The following is a 19254-nucleotide window of genomic DNA, read 5'->3' as shown; positions in this document are numbered from 1 at the left end:
CCCCTCGTCCACCGGTCATGCCGCCAGCGGGGCCTCACCGTAATTCGTCGCGTAGGCGTTCTTCACCGCCGGGATGATCTCGACGATCGCGAACCACCGGTCCCAGAACGCCGTCTCGCGCAGGGCCTCGACGACGCGTTCGTAGGCGTGATGGTCGGTGGTATCCCAGACCCAGAGATCGGTCAGGCGGGCGGTGTAGAACTCGGCGTCGTAGAAGCGGAGCCGCACCGTGTCGGCATGCCGCCGCAGGATCGGCTCAAAGGTCTCGCTCAACCGCGCGAAGCGGTCGTCGATCGGCAAAGCGAGCCATTCGGGGGAGGTCTTCACCAGCATGAAGACGGTGAGCTTGGGGTTGAAGGTCTTGTCGGACATGGGGTTCTGCGCTCCAGAAGTCTGTCGGAACGCCGCGATGATGCCTCTGGCCGGGCCTGCGGCGTACTCGCGTTCATGAGCGCCGCGCGGCCGCGCCGGCCGGCGCTCAAGCCCCGGAAAAGTCCGGGACAATCGCGCTCGGCCGAGACGGTGCGGACGATCCTGGAGGGCGCGGCTCGCGTTCTCGAGGAAAACGGCCTGGACGGCTACACGACCAACGCCGTCGCCGAGCGGGCGGGCGTGTCGATCGGCTCGGTCTACCAGTACTTCCCCGGCAAGGAGGCCCTGACCGCGGCCCTGGTGGCCCGGGAGACCGCCCTGCTGATTGAGGCGGTGCGCGCCGCGCCGGGCGCCGCGACGCCGGAGGACGGGCTCCGCCTGATCGTTCGGGCTTGCGTTACCCACCAGATGGCGCGGCCTCGCCTCGCGCTGCTTCTCGACCGGGAAGAGAGCCGGCTCCAGCTCGCCGACACCCTGAGCTCCGTCGCCGAGGACGTGACGTCTGCGCTGCTGGCCCTGCTGGCACGCCTCGGCGCCGCGCGGCCGGCCGAACCCGGGACTGCGGCGGGCGACCTCTTCGCACTCGTGCGCGGCATGGTCGACGCCGCGGGCGAGCGCGGCGAGCGCGACGGCGAGGATCTGGAGCGCCGTGTCCTGCGCGCCGTGCACGGCTATCTCGGCGTGCCACAGGCGGTGGCATGAATCTTCACGATTCCCGCGATAATGCCGGATGCGCGCGCCTACCCTCCGAATTGCCCTCGCTCTGACCGCCCTCGCCGGCCCGGCCGCCGGGCAGCCGCTGACCGCCGGCACCGCGGAGTCGAGCTGCGGCGGCGACGCCTTCTCCTCCGCCGAGATCGTCCAGCACCCCCGCGGCCCCCTCGTGGCAATGCCCGACACGCTCTGCGCCGACCTCGCACCCCAGCCGGGCGCGCAGACGACGCAGATCGACGTCTACCCGCTCGTCACGCCGCAGGGTGAACCTGTTGGACCTGGAGGCGGTGGCATCCCATATGGGGGGAGATCAAGCCGGCCCTATCGTCCCTGACGCGACCGGCCTCCACAGCCCCTCCCCGCCCGCGCCGCGACGGCGCCGCGACGGCCTTCATCCGAAGGAACCGCCGACCATCGACGCGCTGCTCCGCCCCACGCCCAGCCGCTCGCTGTCCCGCGACGCCCGCGCCCGCGGCGTCATGGCGGTCCTCGGGCCTACCAACACCGGCAAGACGCATCTCGCCATCGAGCGGATGCTCGCGCACCCTACCGGGATGATCGGGCTGCCCCTGCGGCTGCTCGCCCGGGAGGTCTACCTGCGCGTCGTCGCCAAGGTCGGCCCCGACAAGGTCGCGCTGGTGACCGGCGAAGAGAAGATCAAACCGGACCGGCCGCGCTACTGGATCTGCACCATCGAGGCGATGCCCCGCGACCTCGACGTGGCCTACGTCGCCATCGACGAGATCCAGCTCGCCGCCGACATGGACCGCGGCCATGTCTTCACCGACCGCCTGCTCTACGTCCGCGGCCGGGAGGAGACCCTGCTGATCGGCTCCTCGACCATGCTGCCGCTGGTCCAGAGCCTGATTCCCAACGTCCAGACCACGACCCGGCCGCGGCTGTCGCAGCTCACCTTCGCGGGGGAGAAGCGCCTCTCGCGCCTGCCCCGGCGTACCGCGATCGTCGCGTTCTCGGCCGAGGAGGTCTACGCCATCGCCGAGCTGATCCGCCGCCAGCGCGGCGGCGCCGCGGTGGTGCTGGGCGCGCTCTCGCCGCGCACCCGCAACGCCCAGGTCGAGATGTATCAGGCGGGCGACGTGGATTACCTCGTCGCCACAGACGCCGTGGGGATGGGCCTCAACCTCGACGTGGATCACGTCGCGTTCGCGGCCAATTGGAAATACGACGGCACCCGCTTCCGCAAGCTCACCCCCGCCGAGATGGGCCAGATCGCCGGCCGGGCCGGGCGCCACCTCGCGGACGGCACCTTCGGGTCCACCGGGCGCTGCCCGCCCTTCGAGGCCGAACTGGTCGAGCGGCTGGAGGCCCACGATTTCGACCCCTTGCGCATCCTGCAATGGCGCAACCCGGATCTGAGCTTCTCCAGCCTGGAGGGGCTGCAGGCGAGCCTGGACGAGCACCCGCGCGAATCGGGCCTGACCCGCGCGCCCATGGGCGAGGATCAGCAGGCTCTCGAAATCCTGATGAAGGAGGACGACGTCCGCGACATGGCGCGCAGCGCCGCCACGGTGCGCCGCCTCTGGGACGTCTGCGGCGTGCCGGATTACCGCAAGGTCCACCCGCAGGTGCATGCCGACCTCGTGGCCCAGCTCTACCGATTCCTCATGATGGGCATGGCGGGCCGCATCCCCGATACGTGGTTCGCCGAGCAGGTGGCGATGATCGACCGCACCGACGGCGACATCGATACCCTGTCCCGCCGGATCGCCCACGGACGCACCTGGACCTTCGTGGCAAACCGTCCCGACTGGCTGCGCGACCCAGAACATTGGCAGGGCGAGACGCGTCGGGTAGAGGACAGGCTGTCCGACGCCCTGCACGAACGCCTCGCGAGCCGCTTCGTGGACAGGCGCACAAGCGTCCTGATGCGGCGCCTGAGAGAGAACACGATGCTCGAAGCCCAGATCACCGCCGACGGTGACGTCACCGTCGAGGGTCAGCATGTCGGCCACCTTCACGGATTCCTGTTCGTTCCCGATGCCACCGCGGAGGGTCACGAGGCCAAGACTCTGAGGAGCGCCGCCGAGAAGGCGCTCGCCGGGGAGATCGAGGCCCGGGCCGACCGGTTCTCGGCAACGGCCGATTCGACCCTCGTGCTCGCGCACGACGGTACGATCCGCTGGACGGGCGCGCCGGTGGCCAAGCTCAACCCCGGCGAGAAGCTGTTCGCCCCGCAGATTCGTCTGCTGGCCGACGACAGCCTGACCGGCGCCCACCGCGAAAAGGTCGAGGCGCGCCTCGATGCGTGGCTGAAGGCCTATATCGTCCGCCTGCTCGGTCCGCTGATGGAGATCGAGACCGCGGCCGACCTCACCGGTCTCGCCAAGGGAATCGGCTATCAGGTGGTCGAGGCGCTCGGCGTCTTGGAGCGCTCGAAGGTGGCGCACGAGATGCGCAGCCTCGATCAGGACGGTCGCGGGGCCCTGCGCCGCCACGGCGTCCGCTTCGGCGCCTACCACATCTTCCTGCCGGCCCTGCTGAAGCCGGCGCCGCGCACGCTCGCGGCCCAGCTCTGGGCCCTGCGCAACGGCGGCCTCGACCAGCGCGGCCTCGACGAGATCGCACATCTCGCCGGATCCGGCCGCACCTCGATCAAGGTCGATCGCGAGATCGCCAAGGGGCTCTACCGCGCGGCCGGCTTCCGGGTGAGCGGTGAGCGTGCCGTGCGCGTCGATATCCTGGAGCGGCTCGCCGACCTGATCCGGCCGGCGATCGCCTACCGGCCCGGCACCACGCCGGGCGCCCCGCCGGACGGCACGGCCGACGGCGACGGGTTCGTGGCCACCGTCGGCATGACCTCGCTGGTCGGTTGCTCGGGCGAGGATTTCGCCTCGATCCTGAAATCGCTTGGCTACAACGTGGAGCCGCGGCCCGGCCCGGCCATCACCGTGCCGCTGGTCCCGGCCGCCGCCACGACGCCCGCCGCGACGGCCGCCGCGGAAACCGCCTCCGACGAGTCGGTCATCGCGCAGGCGGAGGCTGCCGAGATCACCGGCGACGAGGCTCCGGCCGCGGAGGCCGATGGGGCGGCCAAGCCCACCGGTGAGGCAGCGGCCACGGAGGCCGAGAGCCCGGCGGAAGCCTCCACGACCTCGGAAGCAACGGACGCAAGTCCCGAGATCGATGAAGGCCCGGCGGTCGATGCGGCCGCGGCTGAGGAACACGATACGGCCGGCGTCCCGGCCGAGCCCGAGACCGACGGTGCGCCGAATGGCGAGCCCGACGCGGAGCCGGAGGCCGCCGCCGAGGCGACGGCACCGGAACCCGCCAGCGAGGCAGAGCCTGTCGAGGCGGCTGCCGAGACAGAGACCGCGCCGCAGGCCGACGGGGCCGAGGGTGAGACCTCCGCGGAGGTGCCGCTGATCGAGGTCTGGCGCCTCCAGCGTCACCAGCGTCCGGCTCATCAGCGCCCGCAGAACCGCCCGCGTGGGGCCGGTCGAGGCCGGGACGGCGGCCAGCCGGGCCAGCACCAGGGCCAAAACCGTCCGGATGGCGGCCGGCCCGAGGGTGGCCGGTCGGAGCCGCGCCGCGCCGAGGGTGGCGAGGGCGGCCCGCGCCCCGGGCGGGAGCGTGGCTCCCGTCGCGACCGCTTCGAGGGGACCAGCCGTCCCGAGCGGCGGGACGACCAGCGTGGGGCAGAGCAGCGTAACGCGGGTCCGCGGCCCGACCCGCGACCGCCGCGGCGCGAGCGGGCGCCGGACCCGGATTCGCCCTTCGCCAAGCTGGCGGCGCTCAAGGCGCAGCTCGAAGCCGGCGACGGCGGGAAGCGCTGACCCCCGCGCATGCGGGAAGACCGGCAGCGCCTCGACAAATGGTTGTGGTTCGCGCGCTTCGCGCGGACCCGCTCCCTCGCGGCGCAGCTCGCCACCGGCGGCTTCGTGCGGGTGAACGGGGTGCGTGCCGAGAATCCCGCCAAGGGTATCGGCATCGGCGATGTGGTGACCGTGGCCGCCCCGCACGCCACGCTGGCGGTGCGGGTGCTCGATCTCGGCATGCGGCGAGGACCGGCTCCGGAGGCGCGTCTGCTCTACGACGACCTGTCGGACGCAGCCGCTGCGCCGGAGCCCCGCGGGTGATGAGGCGGGGCAACAGCACGCGGGCGTGGTCGGGATGCGGCGCCCGCGCGCTTGTCAGCCCGAGAGCCAGAGTCTAAGGCCGTTGCCTACGAAGCGCGGCCCAGAGCCGAGCTGCACCGGCATTCCCTCGCAGTGCCACCCGGGCGTGCGGGCCATCCCGAGGCTCCGCCCGGGCCAAGTCGTGTTTGAGGACGAAGACATCCGATGACCTATGTCGTCACCGACAATTGCATCAAGTGCAAGTACACGGACTGTGTCGAGGTCTGTCCGGTCGATTGCTTCTATGAAGGCGAGAACATGCTCGTCATCCATCCGGATGAGTGCATCGATTGCGGCGTCTGTGAGCCGGAATGCCCCGCCGAGGCAATCAAGCCCGACACCGAGTCGAACCTCGACACATGGTTGAAGTTGAACGCCGACTACGCCAAAACCTGGCCGAACATCACGCAGAAGAAAGAGGCGCCGGCCGACGCCAAGGACTGGGACGGCAAGTCCGGAAAGCTTGAGGCCTACTTCTCGGCCAACCCCGGCTCGGGCGACTGAGCGGGCGCGGCGATCCACACGCCTTGATGCCGGCCCGGCACCGCCGGGCCGGACCTGGGAAAAGCGTTACGTCGTCTGTGCTCGTCGCCCGCGCGGCCTGATCTGCAGCTGACGAAGCCCAGATCTGCGACAGGCTCATTTCCCTCCGGCCAAGCCGGTGTAAAACGCGGCGTCGCCGGGCACGGATGCCGTGCATGGGCCCGTGCACGTCTTTCGGTATGCTTTGCTCTGCGCGCCAGATTGTGGTAGACAATCTGCCTGCCGTCGCTCGCGCCTGACGTGCCTCCTCCGGCTGAAACACCTTCGATCTTCGTGGGTTTTTAGGAGTGGTACGCGATCGACCGCCGAAAATGTTTCGGCGGAACGTCCAGGCGTTTGCGTGGCTGCGCCGGGGAATTCCCCGGCCTTTGCGCTTGGCAAGGGCTTGGGAGCGGCGAGGCAAACCGGGTGTCCCGCCCGGAGGAACACGGTTTCGTGCGGCGCTGGACGCTGCGCGCCAGTGGAGGCCCTTCTCGCATGACCACAGCCAAGAAGACGACGACCACAGGCCGGCAAGGTTTCAAGACCGGCGAGTCTGTCGTGTATCCGGCCCACGGCGTCGGTCGCATCACCGCGATCGAGGAGCAGGAAATCGCGGGCTACAAACTTGAGCTGTTCGTCGTCTCGTTCGAGAAGGACAAGATGGTCCTGCGCGTACCGACCGCGAAGGCCAACAGTGTCGGCATGCGCAAGCTCGCCGAGCCGGAGCTGGTGAAGAAGGCCCTCGACCTGCTGACCGGCCGCGCCCGGGTCAAGCGCACCATGTGGTCGCGCCGGGCGCAGGAATACGAGGCCAAGATCAATTCGGGCGACCTGCTGGCCGTCACCGAGGTGGTGCGCGACCTCTTCCGCTCCGAGGCCCAGCCCGAGCAGTCCTACTCCGAGCGTCAGCTCTACGAAGCGGCCCTCGACCGGATCGTGCGGGAGATATCCTCTGTGAACCGCATCACCGAGACCGAGGCTCTGAAGCTCATCGAGCAGAGCCTCGCGAAGTCTCCCCGTCGGGCCAAGAGCGAGGCCGAGGCTGAGGCGGAGCCAGAGGGCGAGAGCGACGACATCCAGGAAGAAGCTGCTTAAGCGAAGCATCTCCCTGCAGCACCGACAGACCCGGCCTTTGTGGCCGGGTTTTTTCATGGGCCCATCGCCTGTCCGCCCGGGGCGCGACGTTTTTGCACCTGAGGGGCTGGACTCGCGATCCCCGCCCCCCATGTCATCCTAACGGAACACGAAATCGTGCCCGGCCGCCTGTCGCATTCCGGGGCAGCGGCGCGGAACTTTCTCCTTGAGCCTCCCGTTGTCGATGGCCAGGCGTTGCTTTGCGGCTGCGCCTGTGCGCCGGCCAGAAGGTCCGGCGCCGCACCAGCACTCGACAACAAGAGGCAGGCGGAATGGCTGAGATCGCAGGGATACGCAGGCAGTTCATCCGGACTGCGATGGAGGCACCGTTCCTGGCCCGCGAGGAGGAACGCGGTCTCGCCGTCAGCTGGAAGGACAATCGCGACGAGCGTGCCCTTCACCGCCTGATCTCGGCCCACATGCGCCTCGTCATCGCCCTGGCGGGGCGTTTTCGTCACTACGGCCTGCCGATGGCCGATCTCGTCCAGGAAGGCCATGTCGGTCTGATGGAAGCTGCCGCCCGGTTCGAGCCGGAGCGGGACGTCCGCTTCTCCACCTACGCGACATGGTGGATCCGCGCCTCGATCCAGGACTACATCCTGCGCAACTGGTCGATCGTGCGCGGCGGCACCTCATCGGCTCAGAAGGCTCTGTTCTTCAACCTGCGGCGCCTGCGCGCCCGGCTGATGCAGTCGACCGAGGAGCATGTCGGCGACGAGATCCATCGGCGCATCGCCACCGCCATCGGCGTCTCGCGCGATGACGTCGCCCTGATGGATGCCCGTCTGTCCGGCCCGGACATGTCGCTCAACGCCCCCGTGGGTGAGGACAGCGACGCTTCCTCGGAGCGGATGGATTTCCTTGTCGATGGTGCCGCTTTGCCGGACGAAACGGTGAGCGCCACGGTCGACGGTGAGCGGCGCCTCAGCTGGCTCCAGCAGGCGCTGACCGTGCTCTCCGAGCGCGAGTTGCGCATCCTGCGCGAGCGTCGGCTCGCCGAGGATCAGGCGACGCTCGAAGCCCTCGGGCAGCGCCTTGGCATCTCGAAGGAGCGGGTCCGCCAGATAGAGAACCGGGCCCTGGAAAAGCTCCGCCGCGCCCTGGCCGATCGGTTCCCCGCTGCCACCGGCAGCCCGCATATCGGTTGATCGGCCTTACAGGTGTTGAAGCAAGCCCGGTCCTTATGGCCGGGCTTGCTTGTGTCCGGGGCTCAGGCTCCCTGGATCGCCGCGCTGCGCCGCTCCCGCCGCTTGCGGCGTCGGCCGGGCTCGGGCGTGGCGTCAAGCCAGATCACGAGGCCCAAGGCGAAGAGCGCCGGCACGCCAAGGGCGAGGAACGCGCCGGTCCAGCCGAACAGGCTATAGGACAAGCCGCCGTACCAGCCCGACAGGGCGCCCCCGACCCCCTGTACCGCGTTGACGCTGCCCAAAGCCGTTTGGGTCCGGCCGGAGCCCCAGGTCAGGTCGGCGACCACCACCGGCACCGCCACCCCAACGATCCCCGAGGCCACGCCGTCCAGAACCTCGGCGGCGATGAGCCAGACCGGATCGTCGATCAGGCCGGACATGACGGCCCGGACCGGCAGAACCGCGAAGGCGACCATCAGAAGCTGGCGCCGCCCGCGCTTATCCGCGAGCGAGCCGGCGAACAGCGCCACCGGCACCATCACGAGCTGCGCGACCATCACATAGCGGGCCGTCCAGGTGGTCGCGTCGGCCGCGGTGGCCACGAGCTTCTGGCCCAGCAGCGAGAGCATGCCGCCATTGCCGAGGTTGAACAGCGTCAGCGCCACCGTCAGCACGAGGAGCCGGCGATTGCCCAGGACCTGCCGGATGCCGCCGCGCTGCGGCTCGTCCTCCGCATCCTCCTGCCATCCCACCGCCCGCCGCCGGTTCCAGGCGTTGGCTGGCGTCGTCAGGCTGGCGACGATCGCCGCCACCGCCATGGCGCCGAGCACCCAGAAGGCGATGGCCGGGCCGAAATATCCCGTCCCCAAACTGATGCCGCCGGCCGCGACCAATATACCGATATGGTTGAAGGCCTGATTGCGCCCCTGCTGCTTGGGAAAGCCGTCCTTCCCGACAATCCCCAGGGTCAGGGCGGCGACTGCCGGCAACAGCAGCATGCCGCCCGCCGCGGCCAGGAGTTGGGCGAACAGCACCGCGGCGAAGCTGCGCGCCGGCAGGAGGAGCAGCGTGCCGGCCAGGATCCCGCCACAGGCGAGCGCGACCAACAGGCGGGGCTTCGGAAAGCGGTCCACCAGCGCACCGAACGGGCCGCTCAGGAACAGCGTCCCGAACCCGACCAGCGTGATGACGAAACCGACCCGCGCCGGACTCCATGACGCCGCCTCGGCCAGCCAGGTTCCCAGAAACGGGCCGAGACCGCCCTGGATGTCGCCGATGAAGACGTTGATGAAGGCAAGATGCGTTGTGGGAGACATTCCGACCGGCGAAACTGCAAGGGGTGCCCGAACTGAGCCGTGGCACCCGTGCGGTCAAGCCTGCCCTCCATTACATGGGCGGCCCGTACTGCATAAGTCCGTCGCCGAATGACCAGTTTTCCGGTGCGACCTCGACCAGATTGACGAACACGTGCCTGGGCTTACCCCGGGGTTGTGCGCGGGAATGCCGGCGATGGCCCCGTAGAGGGCACGCGTCTGGTCGATCGTGCGGGTCGCACGGGCAGTGATCTGGATCACCACCAGATCCGCGTCCCGCGCGATGCCGAGATCGCGGGGCCCGAAGGCGAAACCCGACGTGTCGCCCCCGGCCTTCGCCTGGGCCCGCACGCACCACCGACGTGGAGACCGCTTCGGCCCAGGAGAGCGCGTTGAAGCGGAGACCGGGCGCCGCTTCCGACGGCAGCGGGATCATGACCAACGTCCAGGAGACGGGACGGCCGTTGCCGCTCGCGACCCTGGCGGGGCCCTGCAATGTCCGGATGTCGGCCGAGGCGGCCCTCGACGCAGCCGGCTTGCCCTGGCGGGAGGTGTTCGTCGGCGCCGCCGTGGCGGCCGGACTCGCGGTGGCGGCACTGGCGCCGAGCACGGCGCCGGCCGGGGTGGTGGAATGCGGCGACCGCCTCGGCCTGCCCGAACGCCCGCTCACCCGGATCATGCTGCACGCGCGCCCCTTGCGGGGGCCGGCCGCGGACGCGCTGCGCGCGTTGGCCGCGGCCTATCGCGGGTCCGGTGGCCGCTAAGGGCCACCGGGGGTCACAACACCGGTCGGAGGCTCAGGAGTCGAGCGGGCCCTGCGCGCCCTGCTGATCCATGACCTTCTGCCGGTACAGGCCGACGAAGTCGATCGGATCGATGTAGAGCGGCGGGAAGCCGCCGTTGCGCACCGCTTCGGCCACGATCTGGCGGGCGAAGGGGAAGAGCAGGCGCGGGCACTCGATCATCACGGCCGGATGGATCTGGTCGGCCGGGATGTTCTGCAGGCGGAACACGCCCGCATAGGTCACCTCGAAGGCGAACAGAACCTCGCTCTGGATCTTGGCGTCGCCGTCGAGCTTGAGCTCGACCTCGAAGTCGGTCTCCGAAAGCTGCGACGCGTTGACGTTGACCTGAATGTTGATCTGCGGCCCCTGGCCCTCCTTGGGCTGCAGGGAGCGCGGCGCGTTCGGATTCTCGAAGGAGAGATCCTTCGTGTACTGCGCCAGGGCGTTGATCATCGGCATATCGCCCTGCGGCATGCCGCCGCCGTTGCCGTTCGCTGCCGGTGAATCGGCCATGCGGATTTTCCCTCTCGATCGGCCGGCGGAGCCAGCGCGGGTTGTCTCAGCGGGTGCCGCTGGATCGCGCCGCGGAACTGCCCCGAACGGCAGGGCCGCTAACACGGGCGCCGGGCCTGGACAAGCGAGCTGGTCGCGCGAGCTGGCGGGGCGCTGGCAGCGGCGGGCGCCGTGACCCATATCGGAACCTGATCGCGGGTTCGGGATGCGCGGGTATAACCGGCTCGCTCCCGGCGCGTTGGTCAGATATGAGTCGCCAGGATTATGCGCGCTTTGCCGGCGTCGCAGTGCGCGCGACCTGAGCAAGGGGCCCAGGGTCGCGCCGCGGCCACCATCGGATCGGTGATGCAGGACAGTTTCGACGTTACGACGATCATCTTTCTCGCGCTTGCGGTCTTCGTGATCTGGCGTCTGCGCTCGGTGCTGGGCCAGAAGACCGGCGCAGAACGCTCGCCGTTCAAGCCGGTCGACCGCAGCCGCACCGAGCCGCAGGCGCGCAGCGAGGGCGACAACGTCGTGCGCCTGCCGGGCGCCGACCGGGCGCCCCCGACCCCGCCCACCGCCCCGGCGTCGCGCGACTGGCGCGGGATCGCCGAGCCAGGCTCCGAGGTCGCCCGAGGCCTGGAAGCCTGCGCCCAGGCCGAGCCGGGCTTCGATCCGCGCGCGTTCCTGGAAGGCTCCAAGTCGGCCTACGAAGCGATCATGATCGCCTTCGCCAAGGGCGACCGGAAGACCCTGCGCGGGCTCCTGTCCAAGGAGGTCGGCGAGGCGTTCGAGCGGGCGATCGCGGAGCGCGAGCGCAACCGTCAGACCCTGGAGACCACGTTCGTATCGATCGACAAGGCCGAGATCGTGGCGGTCGAGGTGCGCAACCGTGTCGCGCAGATCACCGTACGCTTCCTGTCGAACCTCATCACCGCCACCCGCAACGCCGAGGGCAAGGTGGTGGATGGCAGCGCCGAGACCGTGGTCGAGGTGCCCGATGTCTGGACCTTCGCGCGCACCCTCGGCTCGCGCGATCCGAACTGGCAGCTCGTGGCCACCGAGGCCGGCGCCTGACCGCTCGATAGCTGCACCGTGACGATCCCGCGGACCTGGCCCGGAGCCGTCACGGCTGCCCTTCTGGCGATGGCTCCGACCGGGGTATCGGCCGCCGCGCCGGCCATGGTCGGCGGCGCCACCCTGACGCCGATCTCCATGGAGGCTCTGCCGGGTTTTCCCGGACCGGGCGTTGCCGCAGCCCTGGACGCGTTCCGCCGGGTCTGCGCCGCCCCGGCGCCAGCTCTGCCGCAGCCCGCCGGGGTCGCCGGTGACGCCGTTGCATTCGCCGAAGCCTGCGCGGCGGCGAGAGGCGATGTTCCGGATGCGGCCGCGTTCTTCCGCGATCGCTTCGACGCCTTCCGCATCGACCGTGCGGGTGCCGGCCAGATCGGCTTCCTCACCGGCTATTTCGAACCCGAACTGGTGGGCTCCCGCGATCCGGGACCGGACTTTCCGACGCCGGTCCTCGCCCGTCCCGACGATCTCGTGTCCCTCGGCCCCGGCGAGACCCGGCCCGGCCTCGATCCGTCCCTGCGCGCCGCCCGCGCCACAGCCGACGGGTTCGGCCCCTACCCCGACCGCGCCGCCATCGAGGACGGAGCCCTCGGCGCGCAGGCGCGGCCGATCCTGTGGCTGCGCGACGCGGTCGATCTGCTTGTTCTTCAGGTCCAGGGGTCCGGGCGCGTGCGTCTTCCCGACGGGCGCGCGGTGCGGGTGCTGTACGACGGGCGCAACGGGCGGCCCTACACCGCGGTGGCCAAGCTGATCGTGCAGGAGGGGCACCTGCCCCTGGAAGGCCTGACGCTGGCCCGCTGGACCGGCTGGCTGCGCGACCACCCCGACATCGCCAAGCGCCTGATCCGGGCAAACGCCTCCTACATCTTCTTCCGCCTCGCCCCGATCGAGGATCCGGCCCTCGGGCCGCCGGGGGCCGCGAACGTGCCGCTCAGCCCCGGCCGCAGCCTCGCGGTGGACGCGTCTCTGTGGCGCTACGGGCTGCCGTTCTGGCTCGCGGGGCCGCTTCCGGGTGCGGGGCCGGGCGAAGCCGGGCGCCTCGTGATCGCTGGCGACACGGGCTCGGCGATCGTCGGCCCGGCCCGGGGCGATCTGTTCGTCGGGACCGGCGCGCAGGCCGGCATCGCGGCCGGGAACCTGCGCGACGCGATCGGCTTCGTGGTGCTTCTGCCGAAAGCCATGCCGGGCGGGACCCCCCGATGAGGCCGCCCCGCCGCGGGCGCCGCCTCAGCGCCGGGGAGACCCGGCTCTGGGATGCGATCGCCAAGTTGGTGACGCCGCTGCCGGGCCGGGCCACGCCGATTCCCGAGGCGGTCCCCGCTCCGGTGCCTCCGACCGCCACGATGCCGCCGCTGACGGCGCCGATCCTGAAGCCGACCGCGCCACCGATCGCAAAAGAGCCGCGCGCCCAGAAGCCGCCGCCCAAACCGGCCCCGGAGCCACCGCGTCCGGCCACCGCCCTGCCCTACCAAGCGCCACCTCAGAACCACGTTCCGAGTGCCGGGCTGGAGCGAACCGCGAAGGTCGGTCTGCGCCGGGGGCGGCTCGCCATCGACGCGCGAATCGATCTGCACGGGATGGTCCAGGCCGAGGCGCATGCCGCGCTGACGGGCTTCCTGCTCCGGGCCCGGGCCGCCGGACATGCCTATGTGCTGGTCGTCACCGGCAAGGGCGGCTCAAGTTACGGAGAGGCGTTCGCCGAGCGCGGCGTGCTCCGCCGCAGCGTACCGCACTGGCTGCGGGGGCCGGACCTGCGCGGGATCGTGCTGGGCTTCGAGGAGGCTGCGCGCCACCATGGCGGCGGCGGCGCGCTCTACGTTCGGCTGCGGCGGCGCTGAGGAGCGGCAAACCGCGCGGGCCTGAGCCGTTGCGGCATGGGCCGATCCCGCCGATATCCGAAAGCTGGCGCACGAGGCGCCGCGAGCCGCGAGTGAGATGCCGGAGCTTCCCGAGGTCGAGACGGTGCGGCGGGGGCTGGAGCCCGCCATGGTCGGGGCCCGGTTCAGCCGCGTGACCCTGCGCCGGCCCAACCTGCGCTTCCCCTTCCCCGAGCGCTTCGCCGCCCGGCTGGAGGGCCGCACCGTGACGGGCCTCGCGCGCCGGGCGAAGTACCTCGCCGCCAGCCTCGATTCCGGTGAGACGCTGATCATGCATCTCGGCATGAGCGGCCGGTTCGATGTGGCCCTGCCCGATGGCAGCAACCTCTCACCGGGGGATTTCTACCTTGAGGGGGCACAGGGCACGCCCAAGCACGACCACGTGGTGATGGCCATGAGCACCGGCGCCACCGTCACCTACAACGACGCGCGCCGCTTCGGGTTCATGGACCTCGTCCCGAGCCGCGATCTCGAAACATGCCGCCACTTCGCCCGGATGGGCGTCGAGCCCCTCGACGGGCTCACCGGCGCGGTGATCGCGGGGCTTTTCCGCCACAAGATCACGCCGCTGAAAGCCGCCTTGCTCGACCAGCGCCTGATCGCGGGGCTCGGCAACATCTACGTCTGCGAGGCCCTGCACCGGGCGCGCCTGCATCCCGAGGCTCCGGCTGGCACCCTCGCCCGGCCCGACGGGCGGCCGACACCCAAGGCCAATGCCCTGGCCAAGGCGATCGTGCAGGTGCTGGAGGCGGCCGTGAAGGCCGGCGGCTCGACGCTGCGCGACTACGCCCACACCGACGGCAGTTCGGGCGCCTTCCAGCATGCCTTCCGGGTCTACGACAGGGTCGGCCTCGCCTGCACCCGGCCCGGCTGCGGCGGCGCCATCACCCGCATCGTGCAGGCCAACCGCTCGACCTTCCTGTGCGCGACCTGCCAACCGCCCGGCTGACGGCCCGGTCCGATGGCTGCGATCCGGCCCTTGGATGCCGCGGAACGGCATTTTCGCCACAAACCCGACTAGGGTCTCAAGCCTCGACGTGCGCACCCGGTTGCGGGCAGCCGATCCCGGCCCGCGACGCGTGACGGGTCGCGCGGACCCAGACAGGATCCCGATGTTCTTCCGCCGCTCAAAGACGTCCGCGCCCGAACGCATCGTGCGGGATCCGACGGACGAGCCTGCCCTGCCGCAGCGGCTCTCGCCGCGCTCGCCCAGCGAGGCGATCAAGCCGACCGTCGCCCCGCCGCCCCCGGAGCGCCCCGAGCGTGAGCGCAGCAGCTTCGTCGGCGTCGTCAGCGGCGCGCTGACCTTCGCGGTGGTCATCGCCATCGCGGCGATGATCGGCATCACGCTGTTTCAGCGGCAGGTGCGCGAGGCGGGGCCGCTTGCGGGCGACAAGGTCGTGGTGATTCCGCCCAGCGGCACCGGCGAGATCGCCGACGCCTTGAAGCGCGAGGGCGTGATCGACCATACCGGCCTGTTCGAGTTCGCCGCCCGCTTCGGCGGACGCCCCGCGCTCCGGGCCGGCGAATACATGTTCAAGGCCCATGCCAGCATCGCCGACGCGCTCGACACGATCGCCACCGGCCGGCAGGTCCAGCACGCCATCACCTTCCCGGAGGGCCTGACCTCCGAGCAGATCGTCACGCGGCTCAACGAGAACGACGTGCTCACCGGGGAGATCAACGAGATCCCGCCGGAGGGCTCGCTCCTGCCCGACACCTACAAGTTCGAGCGCGGCGCGACGCGCCAGAAGATCGTCGATCTGATGAAGACGAAGCAGCGCGAGGTGCTGAACCAGATCTGGCTGCGCCGCAGCGCCGACGTGCCGGTGCGGACACCGGCCGAGATGGTCACCCTCGCCTCCATCGTCGAGAAGGAGACCGGCCGGGCCGACGAGCGGCCGCGGGTGGCGGGCGTGTTCATCAACCGCCTGAACAAGCGGATGAAGCTGCAATCGGACCCGACGATCGTCTACGGCCTCGTGGGCGGGCGCGGCACCCTCGGGCGCGGAATCATGCGCTCCGAGATCGACCGGCCGACCCCCTACAACACCTATGTGATCGAGGGCCTGCCGCCGGGCCCGATCGCCAATCCCGGCAAAGCCGCCCTGGAGGCGGTGGCCAACCCGTCCCGCACCAAGGATCTCTTCTTCGTGGCGGACGGCACCGGCGGCCACGCCTTCGCTGATTCGCTGGAGGCGCATCAGCGCAACGTCGCCCGCTGGCGGGCAGTCGAGAAGAGCCGGCAGGCGCCGCCGGACGCCGTCGACAAGGTCGAGCCGGGCCCCGATCCGGCGACGCCGGGCCGGGCCTCGGCCTATGCGCCCGGTGACAACGGGGGGAGCACGAACGCGGCCTTCCTCGAAACCGGCACGCCGGGCAGCCGGGCCTTCGACGCCTCCGAGGGGACGCGGCTGGATCCGCTGAAGAACCGCAGCTACGATCTGGGCTCGCCGAAGTCCGTGCCGGCGCTCGCAGCGCCGACGCCCGCGCCCAAGGGCCGACGCTGAGGGGCGAAGAATACCCGCCGGAGCCCGATCCGCGGCGCTGAGCAGGATCGACCACGCTCCTTTGCTTTCAGGGTCGGTTACCCCGGAAGAACCTCGCCGGCGCCTCTTCCCGGTGGGACGATCCGTGCTACAGGCGCCGATCTTCACCGCAACGGGGTTCGCCTTGGCCCAGATCGCGAGCATGACCGGCTTTGCCCGGGCGGCGGGCACCACCGGGCCGGTGCACTGGGTCTGGGAAGTCCGCAGCGTCAACGGGCGCAGCCTTGAGGTGCGCGTCCGGGTACCGGCCGGCCAGGACGGGCCGGGCGAGGCCGCCCGCGCCGCGCTCCAGAAGGCGTTCGCCCGCGGCCAGTGCCAGCTGACCCTTACCTTGACCAAGCCGGAGACGGCCGCGCGCGTGCGGATCAACGAGGCGCTGCTGGCGGGCCTCGCGCAGGCGGTGGCGCGGGTGCCGGTCCCCGACGGCATGGCCCCCGCCACGATGGACGGGCTGCTCGGCCTGCGCGGCGTCGTCGAGGTCGAGGACGAGACGGCCGACAGCGACGCCCTCACCCGGGATCTGACCGAAGGGGCGGTCCGGCTGGTGGCGGATCTTATTGCGGCGCGCGGCTCCGAAGGGCGCCAGCTGCAACAGGTCGTCACCGCCCAAATCGACCGGATCACCGCGCTGACCCAGGCCGCCGAGGACAGTCCCGCCCGGCAGCCCGAAGCGGTGCGCGCCCGGCTGGAAGCGGCCGTCGCGGCGCTCGGCGGCACCGGCCTCGATTCGGACCGGCTTCATCAGGAGGCGATGCTGCTCGCCGGAAAGGCGGATGTGCGCGAGGAGCTCGACCGGCTCCGGGCCCATCTCGTGAGCGCCCGCGAGCTTTTGGCGACCGGCGGCGCGGTCGGCCGACGCCTGGATTTCCTGGCGCAGGAATTCGGCCGGGAAGCCAACACCCTGTGCGCCAAGGCCAACGACATCGGCCTGTCGCGGATCGGGCTCGACCTGAAGGCCGTGGTCGAGCAGTTCCGCGAGCAGGTCCAGAACATCGAGTGACGTGAGGGTACGGATGCGCAACACCGCAGAGCCACGCCGATGACCGAGCCGGACGGAACCGTCTCCGAAACCATCGCCCGGCGCGGGCTGATCCTGATCCTGTCCTCGCCCTCCGGGGCAGGCAAGACCACGCTCACGCGGGCGGTGGCGCAGGACCCCGCCTGGGCGCTCGACCTGTCGATCTCGGTGACCACCCGGGCCCGGCGCCCCTCCGAGATCGATGGCCGGCACTACCACTTCATCGAACGCGAGGCCTTCGAAGACCTGCGCGCCCGCGACGACCTGCTCGAATGGGCCGAGGTCCACGGCAATTTCTACGGGACGCCCCGCCGCCCGGTGGAGAAGGTGCTGGGCGCCGGCCGGGACATGATCTTCGACATCGACTACCAGGGCACGCGGCAGGTGCGCGCCAAGCTCGCCCAGGACGTGGTGACGGTCTTTATCCTGCCGCCCAGCCTGGCGGAGCTGCGCCAGCGCCTCGAGCGCCGGGCGGAGGATTCGGCCGAAACGATCGAGAAGCGCCTCGCCAACGCCCGGACCGAGATCCAGCGCTGGGTCGAGTACGATTACGTCATCGTCAACGACGACCTGCAGAACGCCTTCCGGGCCCTCCAGGGGATCCTGGCGGCCGAGCGGCTGAAGCGCGCCCGCCGGACCGGTCTTGCGACCTTTGTGGACGGGCTGCTGGCCGAAACGCCGTAAGGTCCCTACCGGCGGATCAGCACGACGCCGCCGATCAGGAGCCCAACCCCGAGGAGGCGCGGCAGGTCGATGGGCCGCTGCGCGAGGCCGAGCAGGCCGATTTGGTCGAACAGCACCGAGGCGAGCATCTGGCCCGTTACCAGCAGGGCGAAGAAGGTCGCAGCGCCGAGCTTCGGGACCAGTACGATGGCGAGTCCGATGAAGAGCGCGCCGAACAGCCCACCGCTCCAGGTCCACCAGGGGATGCGGCCCGCTATGCTCGCGGCCGGCAGGGGATCGCGCAGGACGGCGGCCAGAAGCGCCATGCAGGCGAGGCCAACCGAATAGCTGGCCACCCCAGCCCAGGATGCCGATGCGAGCCCGGTGCGCAGGTTCGCGTTCAGGATCTGCTGCACGACGAGACCGGCGCCCGCCAGGACGGCGAGCAGGGCGGAAAGGGCAAGGGCGAGCATCGACGAACCTTCACGGGTTGGATCGGGCCGCCATTGACAGCCGCATCGGCCCATGCCGTCAAATGTCCGGACGCTGCGAGTCGATGCAGGATCGGCATGATCAATCCGGCCCATCTCGACCTGTTCCGCGCCGTTATCCGCCACGGTGGCATGACCCGGGCCACGCAGGCCCTGGGGATCGGTCAGCCCCATGTGAGCCGCGCCATCGCTCAGCTGGAAGCGGATCTCGGCTTCCCGCTCTTCGTCCGCGGCCACGGCAGCGCGATCCCGACCCAGGAGGGCGAGGCCTTCGCCCATGAGGTTGTGCAGACCTTCGCGGGTTTGGACCACCTGGACCACGCCGCCCGGCGGATCCGGGAGCGCGGAACCGGCTCGCTGCGGATCGCCTGCCAACCTTCCCTGGCCTCACGGCTCCTGCCCCGGGCGCTCCGGCGGCTCGACGCGGAAAGTCCGGGCCTGCGGGTTTCGGTTCATGTGCCGAGCCCCGATACGATCTGGTCCTGGGCGGCGTCGGGCCAGTGCGACCTCGGCCTCGCACGGCCCCGATCGGGCTACGCGGCGGTGGAGGCGGAACCGTTCCTCAACCTGGCGGCTGTCTGCGCGCTGCCGCGGCGGCACGCCCTCGCGGCCAGGCGCGTCGTGACTGTCACGGATCTCGCCGGGCTGCCGTTGATTGCTGGCGGATCCGGATCCGTGCAGCCGGCCGTGGAGGCGGTTTTCGCGGCCGCGGGCGTGACGCCGCACTTCGCCCTGATGGCCGAATACACCGCCGCGCGTTGCGGGCTCGTCGCGCAGGGACTGGGCATCGCGATCGTCGATCCTTTGCCGGCACGGGAACTGAGCGGCCTGCCGATCGTGCTGCGGCCATTCCGGCCCGCTTTGCAGATCGAAACTTTGCTGCTGCGCCCGGCCGGTCGGCCGACGAGCCGCCTCGCCGAGCGGCTGATCGACCACCTGAAGGCGGAGCGGGACGCGTTGGTAGGCCGATGATCTGGCGGG

The 19254-nt window shown here is 70.7% G+C and carries 21 protein-coding genes; 16 read left to right on the top strand and 5 right to left on the bottom strand.

The features are described from left to right. Positions 1 to 15: 15 nt before the first annotated feature. Positions 16 to 372, bottom strand: coding sequence for a darcynin family protein (locus MKK63_RS19085; RefSeq protein ID WP_244004542.1), 357 nt, complete (start codon positions 370 to 372; stop codon positions 16 to 18). Between the two features lie 75 nt (positions 373 to 447). Here MKK63_RS19085 and MKK63_RS19080 point away from each other — a divergent pair, with 75 nt between their 5' ends. From MKK63_RS19080 to MKK63_RS19050, 7 genes are all read left to right on the top strand, one after another. Then, entirely contained in the window at positions 448 to 1074 is a 627-nt protein-coding gene (locus MKK63_RS19080) for a TetR/AcrR family transcriptional regulator (RefSeq protein WP_244004540.1), read from the top strand. Positions 1075 to 1102: 28 nt separating this feature from the next. Then, on the top strand, positions 1103 to 1420 hold the full coding sequence (locus tag MKK63_RS19075) for a hypothetical protein (protein ID WP_244004538.1): 318 nt from the start codon (positions 1103 to 1105) through the stop codon (positions 1418 to 1420). 145 nt (positions 1421 to 1565) lie between these two features. Beyond that, positions 1566 to 4880, top strand: coding sequence for a helicase-related protein (locus MKK63_RS19070; protein ID WP_244004536.1), 3315 nt, complete (start codon positions 1566 to 1568; stop codon positions 4878 to 4880). 9 nt (positions 4881 to 4889) lie between these two features. Next, positions 4890 to 5183, top strand: coding sequence for an RNA-binding S4 domain-containing protein (locus MKK63_RS19065; RefSeq protein WP_244004534.1), 294 nt, complete (start codon positions 4890 to 4892; stop codon positions 5181 to 5183). A 204-nt stretch (positions 5184 to 5387) separates the two neighbouring features. After that, a complete protein-coding gene (gene fdxA, locus MKK63_RS19060; RefSeq protein ID WP_244004532.1) occupies positions 5388 to 5726 on the top strand; it encodes a ferredoxin FdxA in 339 nt (112 codons plus the stop codon). 516 nt (positions 5727 to 6242) lie between these two features. Continuing rightward, entirely contained in the window at positions 6243 to 6842 is a 600-nt protein-coding gene (locus MKK63_RS19055; protein WP_244004530.1) for a CarD family transcriptional regulator, read from the top strand. 311 nt (positions 6843 to 7153) lie between these two features. Beyond that, complete coding sequence (locus MKK63_RS19050; RefSeq protein WP_243921626.1) at positions 7154 to 8029, top strand: RNA polymerase factor sigma-32; 876 nt, start codon at positions 7154 to 7156, stop codon at positions 8027 to 8029. Positions 8030 to 8091: 62 nt separating this feature from the next. Here MKK63_RS19050 and MKK63_RS19045 read toward each other — a convergent pair whose 3' ends face one another. Both MKK63_RS19045 and MKK63_RS19040 read right to left on the bottom strand, forming a co-directional pair. Then, complete coding sequence (locus MKK63_RS19045; RefSeq protein WP_244004527.1) at positions 8092 to 9324, bottom strand: MFS transporter; 1233 nt, start codon at positions 9322 to 9324, stop codon at positions 8092 to 8094. Positions 9325 to 9378: 54 nt separating this feature from the next. After that, the gene (locus MKK63_RS19040; protein WP_244004614.1) at positions 9379 to 9582 is read right to left on the bottom strand and encodes a tautomerase family protein; all 204 of its coding nucleotides are present in this window, start codon (positions 9580 to 9582) and stop codon (positions 9379 to 9381) included. 131 nt (positions 9583 to 9713) lie between these two features. On the opposite strand from MKK63_RS19040, the gene MKK63_RS19035 reads away from it, so the two are divergent. Continuing rightward, positions 9714 to 10085 (top strand): hypothetical protein, encoded by a 372-nt coding sequence (locus MKK63_RS19035; protein ID WP_244004525.1) that lies wholly within the window; start codon positions 9714 to 9716, stop codon positions 10083 to 10085. A gap of 33 nt (positions 10086 to 10118) precedes the next feature. Here MKK63_RS19035 and secB read toward each other — a convergent pair whose 3' ends face one another. Beyond that, positions 10119 to 10619: a protein-export chaperone SecB gene (secB, locus tag MKK63_RS19030; protein ID WP_244004523.1), complete on the bottom strand. Its 501-nt coding sequence runs from the start codon at positions 10617 to 10619 to the stop codon at positions 10119 to 10121. Positions 10620 to 10964: 345 nt separating this feature from the next. Between secB and MKK63_RS19025 the strand changes: the two genes are divergently transcribed. The 7 genes from MKK63_RS19025 to gmk all read left to right on the top strand — a co-directional run bounded on the left by MKK63_RS19025 (position 10965) and on the right by gmk (position 17803). Beyond that, positions 10965 to 11678: a Tim44/TimA family putative adaptor protein gene (locus MKK63_RS19025; protein ID WP_244004521.1), complete on the top strand. Its 714-nt coding sequence runs from the start codon at positions 10965 to 10967 to the stop codon at positions 11676 to 11678. A 69-nt stretch (positions 11679 to 11747) separates the two neighbouring features. Then, positions 11748 to 12878 carry a murein transglycosylase A gene (locus MKK63_RS19020; RefSeq protein ID WP_244004612.1) on the top strand — a complete coding sequence of 377 codons (1131 nt, stop codon included), beginning with the start codon at positions 11748 to 11750 and terminating at the stop codon, positions 12876 to 12878. Next, positions 12875 to 13513, top strand: coding sequence for a Smr/MutS family protein (locus tag MKK63_RS19015; RefSeq protein ID WP_244004519.1), 639 nt, complete (start codon positions 12875 to 12877; stop codon positions 13511 to 13513). Before MKK63_RS19020 ends, MKK63_RS19015 begins: the two co-directional genes overlap by 4 nt. A gap of 97 nt (positions 13514 to 13610) precedes the next feature. Further along, the gene (gene mutM / locus MKK63_RS19010) at positions 13611 to 14501 is read left to right on the top strand and encodes a bifunctional DNA-formamidopyrimidine glycosylase/DNA-(apurinic or apyrimidinic site) lyase (protein ID WP_244004517.1); all 891 of its coding nucleotides are present in this window, start codon (positions 13611 to 13613) and stop codon (positions 14499 to 14501) included. A 163-nt stretch (positions 14502 to 14664) separates the two neighbouring features. Beyond that, complete coding sequence (gene mltG / locus MKK63_RS19005) at positions 14665 to 16062, top strand: endolytic transglycosylase MltG (RefSeq protein WP_244004515.1); 1398 nt, start codon at positions 14665 to 14667, stop codon at positions 16060 to 16062. A 181-nt stretch (positions 16063 to 16243) separates the two neighbouring features. Continuing rightward, on the top strand, positions 16244 to 17101 hold the full coding sequence (locus MKK63_RS19000) for a YicC/YloC family endoribonuclease (RefSeq protein WP_244004610.1): 858 nt from the start codon (positions 16244 to 16246) through the stop codon (positions 17099 to 17101). A 39-nt stretch (positions 17102 to 17140) separates the two neighbouring features. Further along, positions 17141 to 17803, top strand: a complete 663-nt coding sequence (gene gmk / locus MKK63_RS18995) for a guanylate kinase (RefSeq protein ID WP_244004513.1) — start codon at positions 17141 to 17143, stop codon at positions 17801 to 17803. A gap of 5 nt (positions 17804 to 17808) precedes the next feature. Here the strand turns inward: gmk and MKK63_RS18990 are convergent, their stop codons facing one another. Further along, a complete protein-coding gene (locus MKK63_RS18990; protein ID WP_244004511.1) occupies positions 17809 to 18255 on the bottom strand; it encodes a DMT family transporter in 447 nt (148 codons plus the stop codon). 96 nt (positions 18256 to 18351) lie between these two features. Between MKK63_RS18990 and MKK63_RS18985 the strand changes: the two genes are divergently transcribed. Then, positions 18352 to 19245, top strand: coding sequence for a LysR family transcriptional regulator (locus MKK63_RS18985; RefSeq protein WP_244004509.1), 894 nt, complete (start codon positions 18352 to 18354; stop codon positions 19243 to 19245). Positions 19246 to 19254 lie beyond the last annotated feature (9 nt).

Origin of the sequence: Methylobacterium sp. J-088, assembly GCF_022829295.1 — a bacterium.
Classification (GTDB): Bacteria; Pseudomonadota; Alphaproteobacteria; order Rhizobiales; family Beijerinckiaceae; genus Methylobacterium.
This window is presented reverse-complemented; position numbering and strand designations above follow the sequence as displayed.

Bases quoted from the DNA above. Each gene is read 5' to 3' on its own strand.
- MKK63_RS19085 (WP_244004542.1), bottom strand. From the start codon at position 372: ATGTCCGACAAGACCTTCAACCCCAAGCTCACCGTCTTCATGCTGGTG.
- MKK63_RS19080 (WP_244004540.1), top strand. From the start codon at position 448: ATGAGCGCCGCGCGGCCGCGCCGGCCGGCGCTCAAGCCCCGGAAAAGT.
- MKK63_RS19075 (WP_244004538.1), top strand. From the start codon at position 1,103: ATGCGCGCGCCTACCCTCCGAATTGCCCTCGCTCTGACCGCCCTCGCC.
- MKK63_RS19070 (WP_244004536.1), top strand. From the start codon at position 1,566: ATGGCGGTCCTCGGGCCTACCAACACCGGCAAGACGCATCTCGCCATC.
- MKK63_RS19065 (WP_244004534.1), top strand. From the start codon at position 4,890: ATGCGGGAAGACCGGCAGCGCCTCGACAAATGGTTGTGGTTCGCGCGC.
- fdxA (WP_244004532.1), top strand. From the start codon at position 5,388: ATGACCTATGTCGTCACCGACAATTGCATCAAGTGCAAGTACACGGAC.
- MKK63_RS19055 (WP_244004530.1), top strand. From the start codon at position 6,243: ATGACCACAGCCAAGAAGACGACGACCACAGGCCGGCAAGGTTTCAAG.
- MKK63_RS19050 (WP_243921626.1), top strand. From the start codon at position 7,154: ATGGCTGAGATCGCAGGGATACGCAGGCAGTTCATCCGGACTGCGATG.
- MKK63_RS19045 (WP_244004527.1), bottom strand. From the start codon at position 9,324: ATGTCTCCCACAACGCATCTTGCCTTCATCAACGTCTTCATCGGCGAC.
- secB (WP_244004523.1), bottom strand. From the start codon at position 10,619: ATGGCCGATTCACCGGCAGCGAACGGCAACGGCGGCGGCATGCCGCAG.
- MKK63_RS19025 (WP_244004521.1), top strand. From the start codon at position 10,965: ATGCAGGACAGTTTCGACGTTACGACGATCATCTTTCTCGCGCTTGCG.
- MKK63_RS19020 (WP_244004612.1), top strand. From the start codon at position 11,748: ATGGCTCCGACCGGGGTATCGGCCGCCGCGCCGGCCATGGTCGGCGGC.
- MKK63_RS19015 (WP_244004519.1), top strand. From the start codon at position 12,875: ATGAGGCCGCCCCGCCGCGGGCGCCGCCTCAGCGCCGGGGAGACCCGG.
- mutM (WP_244004517.1), top strand. From the start codon at position 13,611: ATGCCGGAGCTTCCCGAGGTCGAGACGGTGCGGCGGGGGCTGGAGCCC.
- mltG (WP_244004515.1), top strand. From the start codon at position 14,665: ATGTTCTTCCGCCGCTCAAAGACGTCCGCGCCCGAACGCATCGTGCGG.
- MKK63_RS19000 (WP_244004610.1), top strand. From the start codon at position 16,244: ATGACCGGCTTTGCCCGGGCGGCGGGCACCACCGGGCCGGTGCACTGG.
- gmk (WP_244004513.1), top strand. From the start codon at position 17,141: ATGACCGAGCCGGACGGAACCGTCTCCGAAACCATCGCCCGGCGCGGG.
- MKK63_RS18990 (WP_244004511.1), bottom strand. From the start codon at position 18,255: ATGCTCGCCCTTGCCCTTTCCGCCCTGCTCGCCGTCCTGGCGGGCGCC.
- MKK63_RS18985 (WP_244004509.1), top strand. From the start codon at position 18,352: ATGATCAATCCGGCCCATCTCGACCTGTTCCGCGCCGTTATCCGCCAC.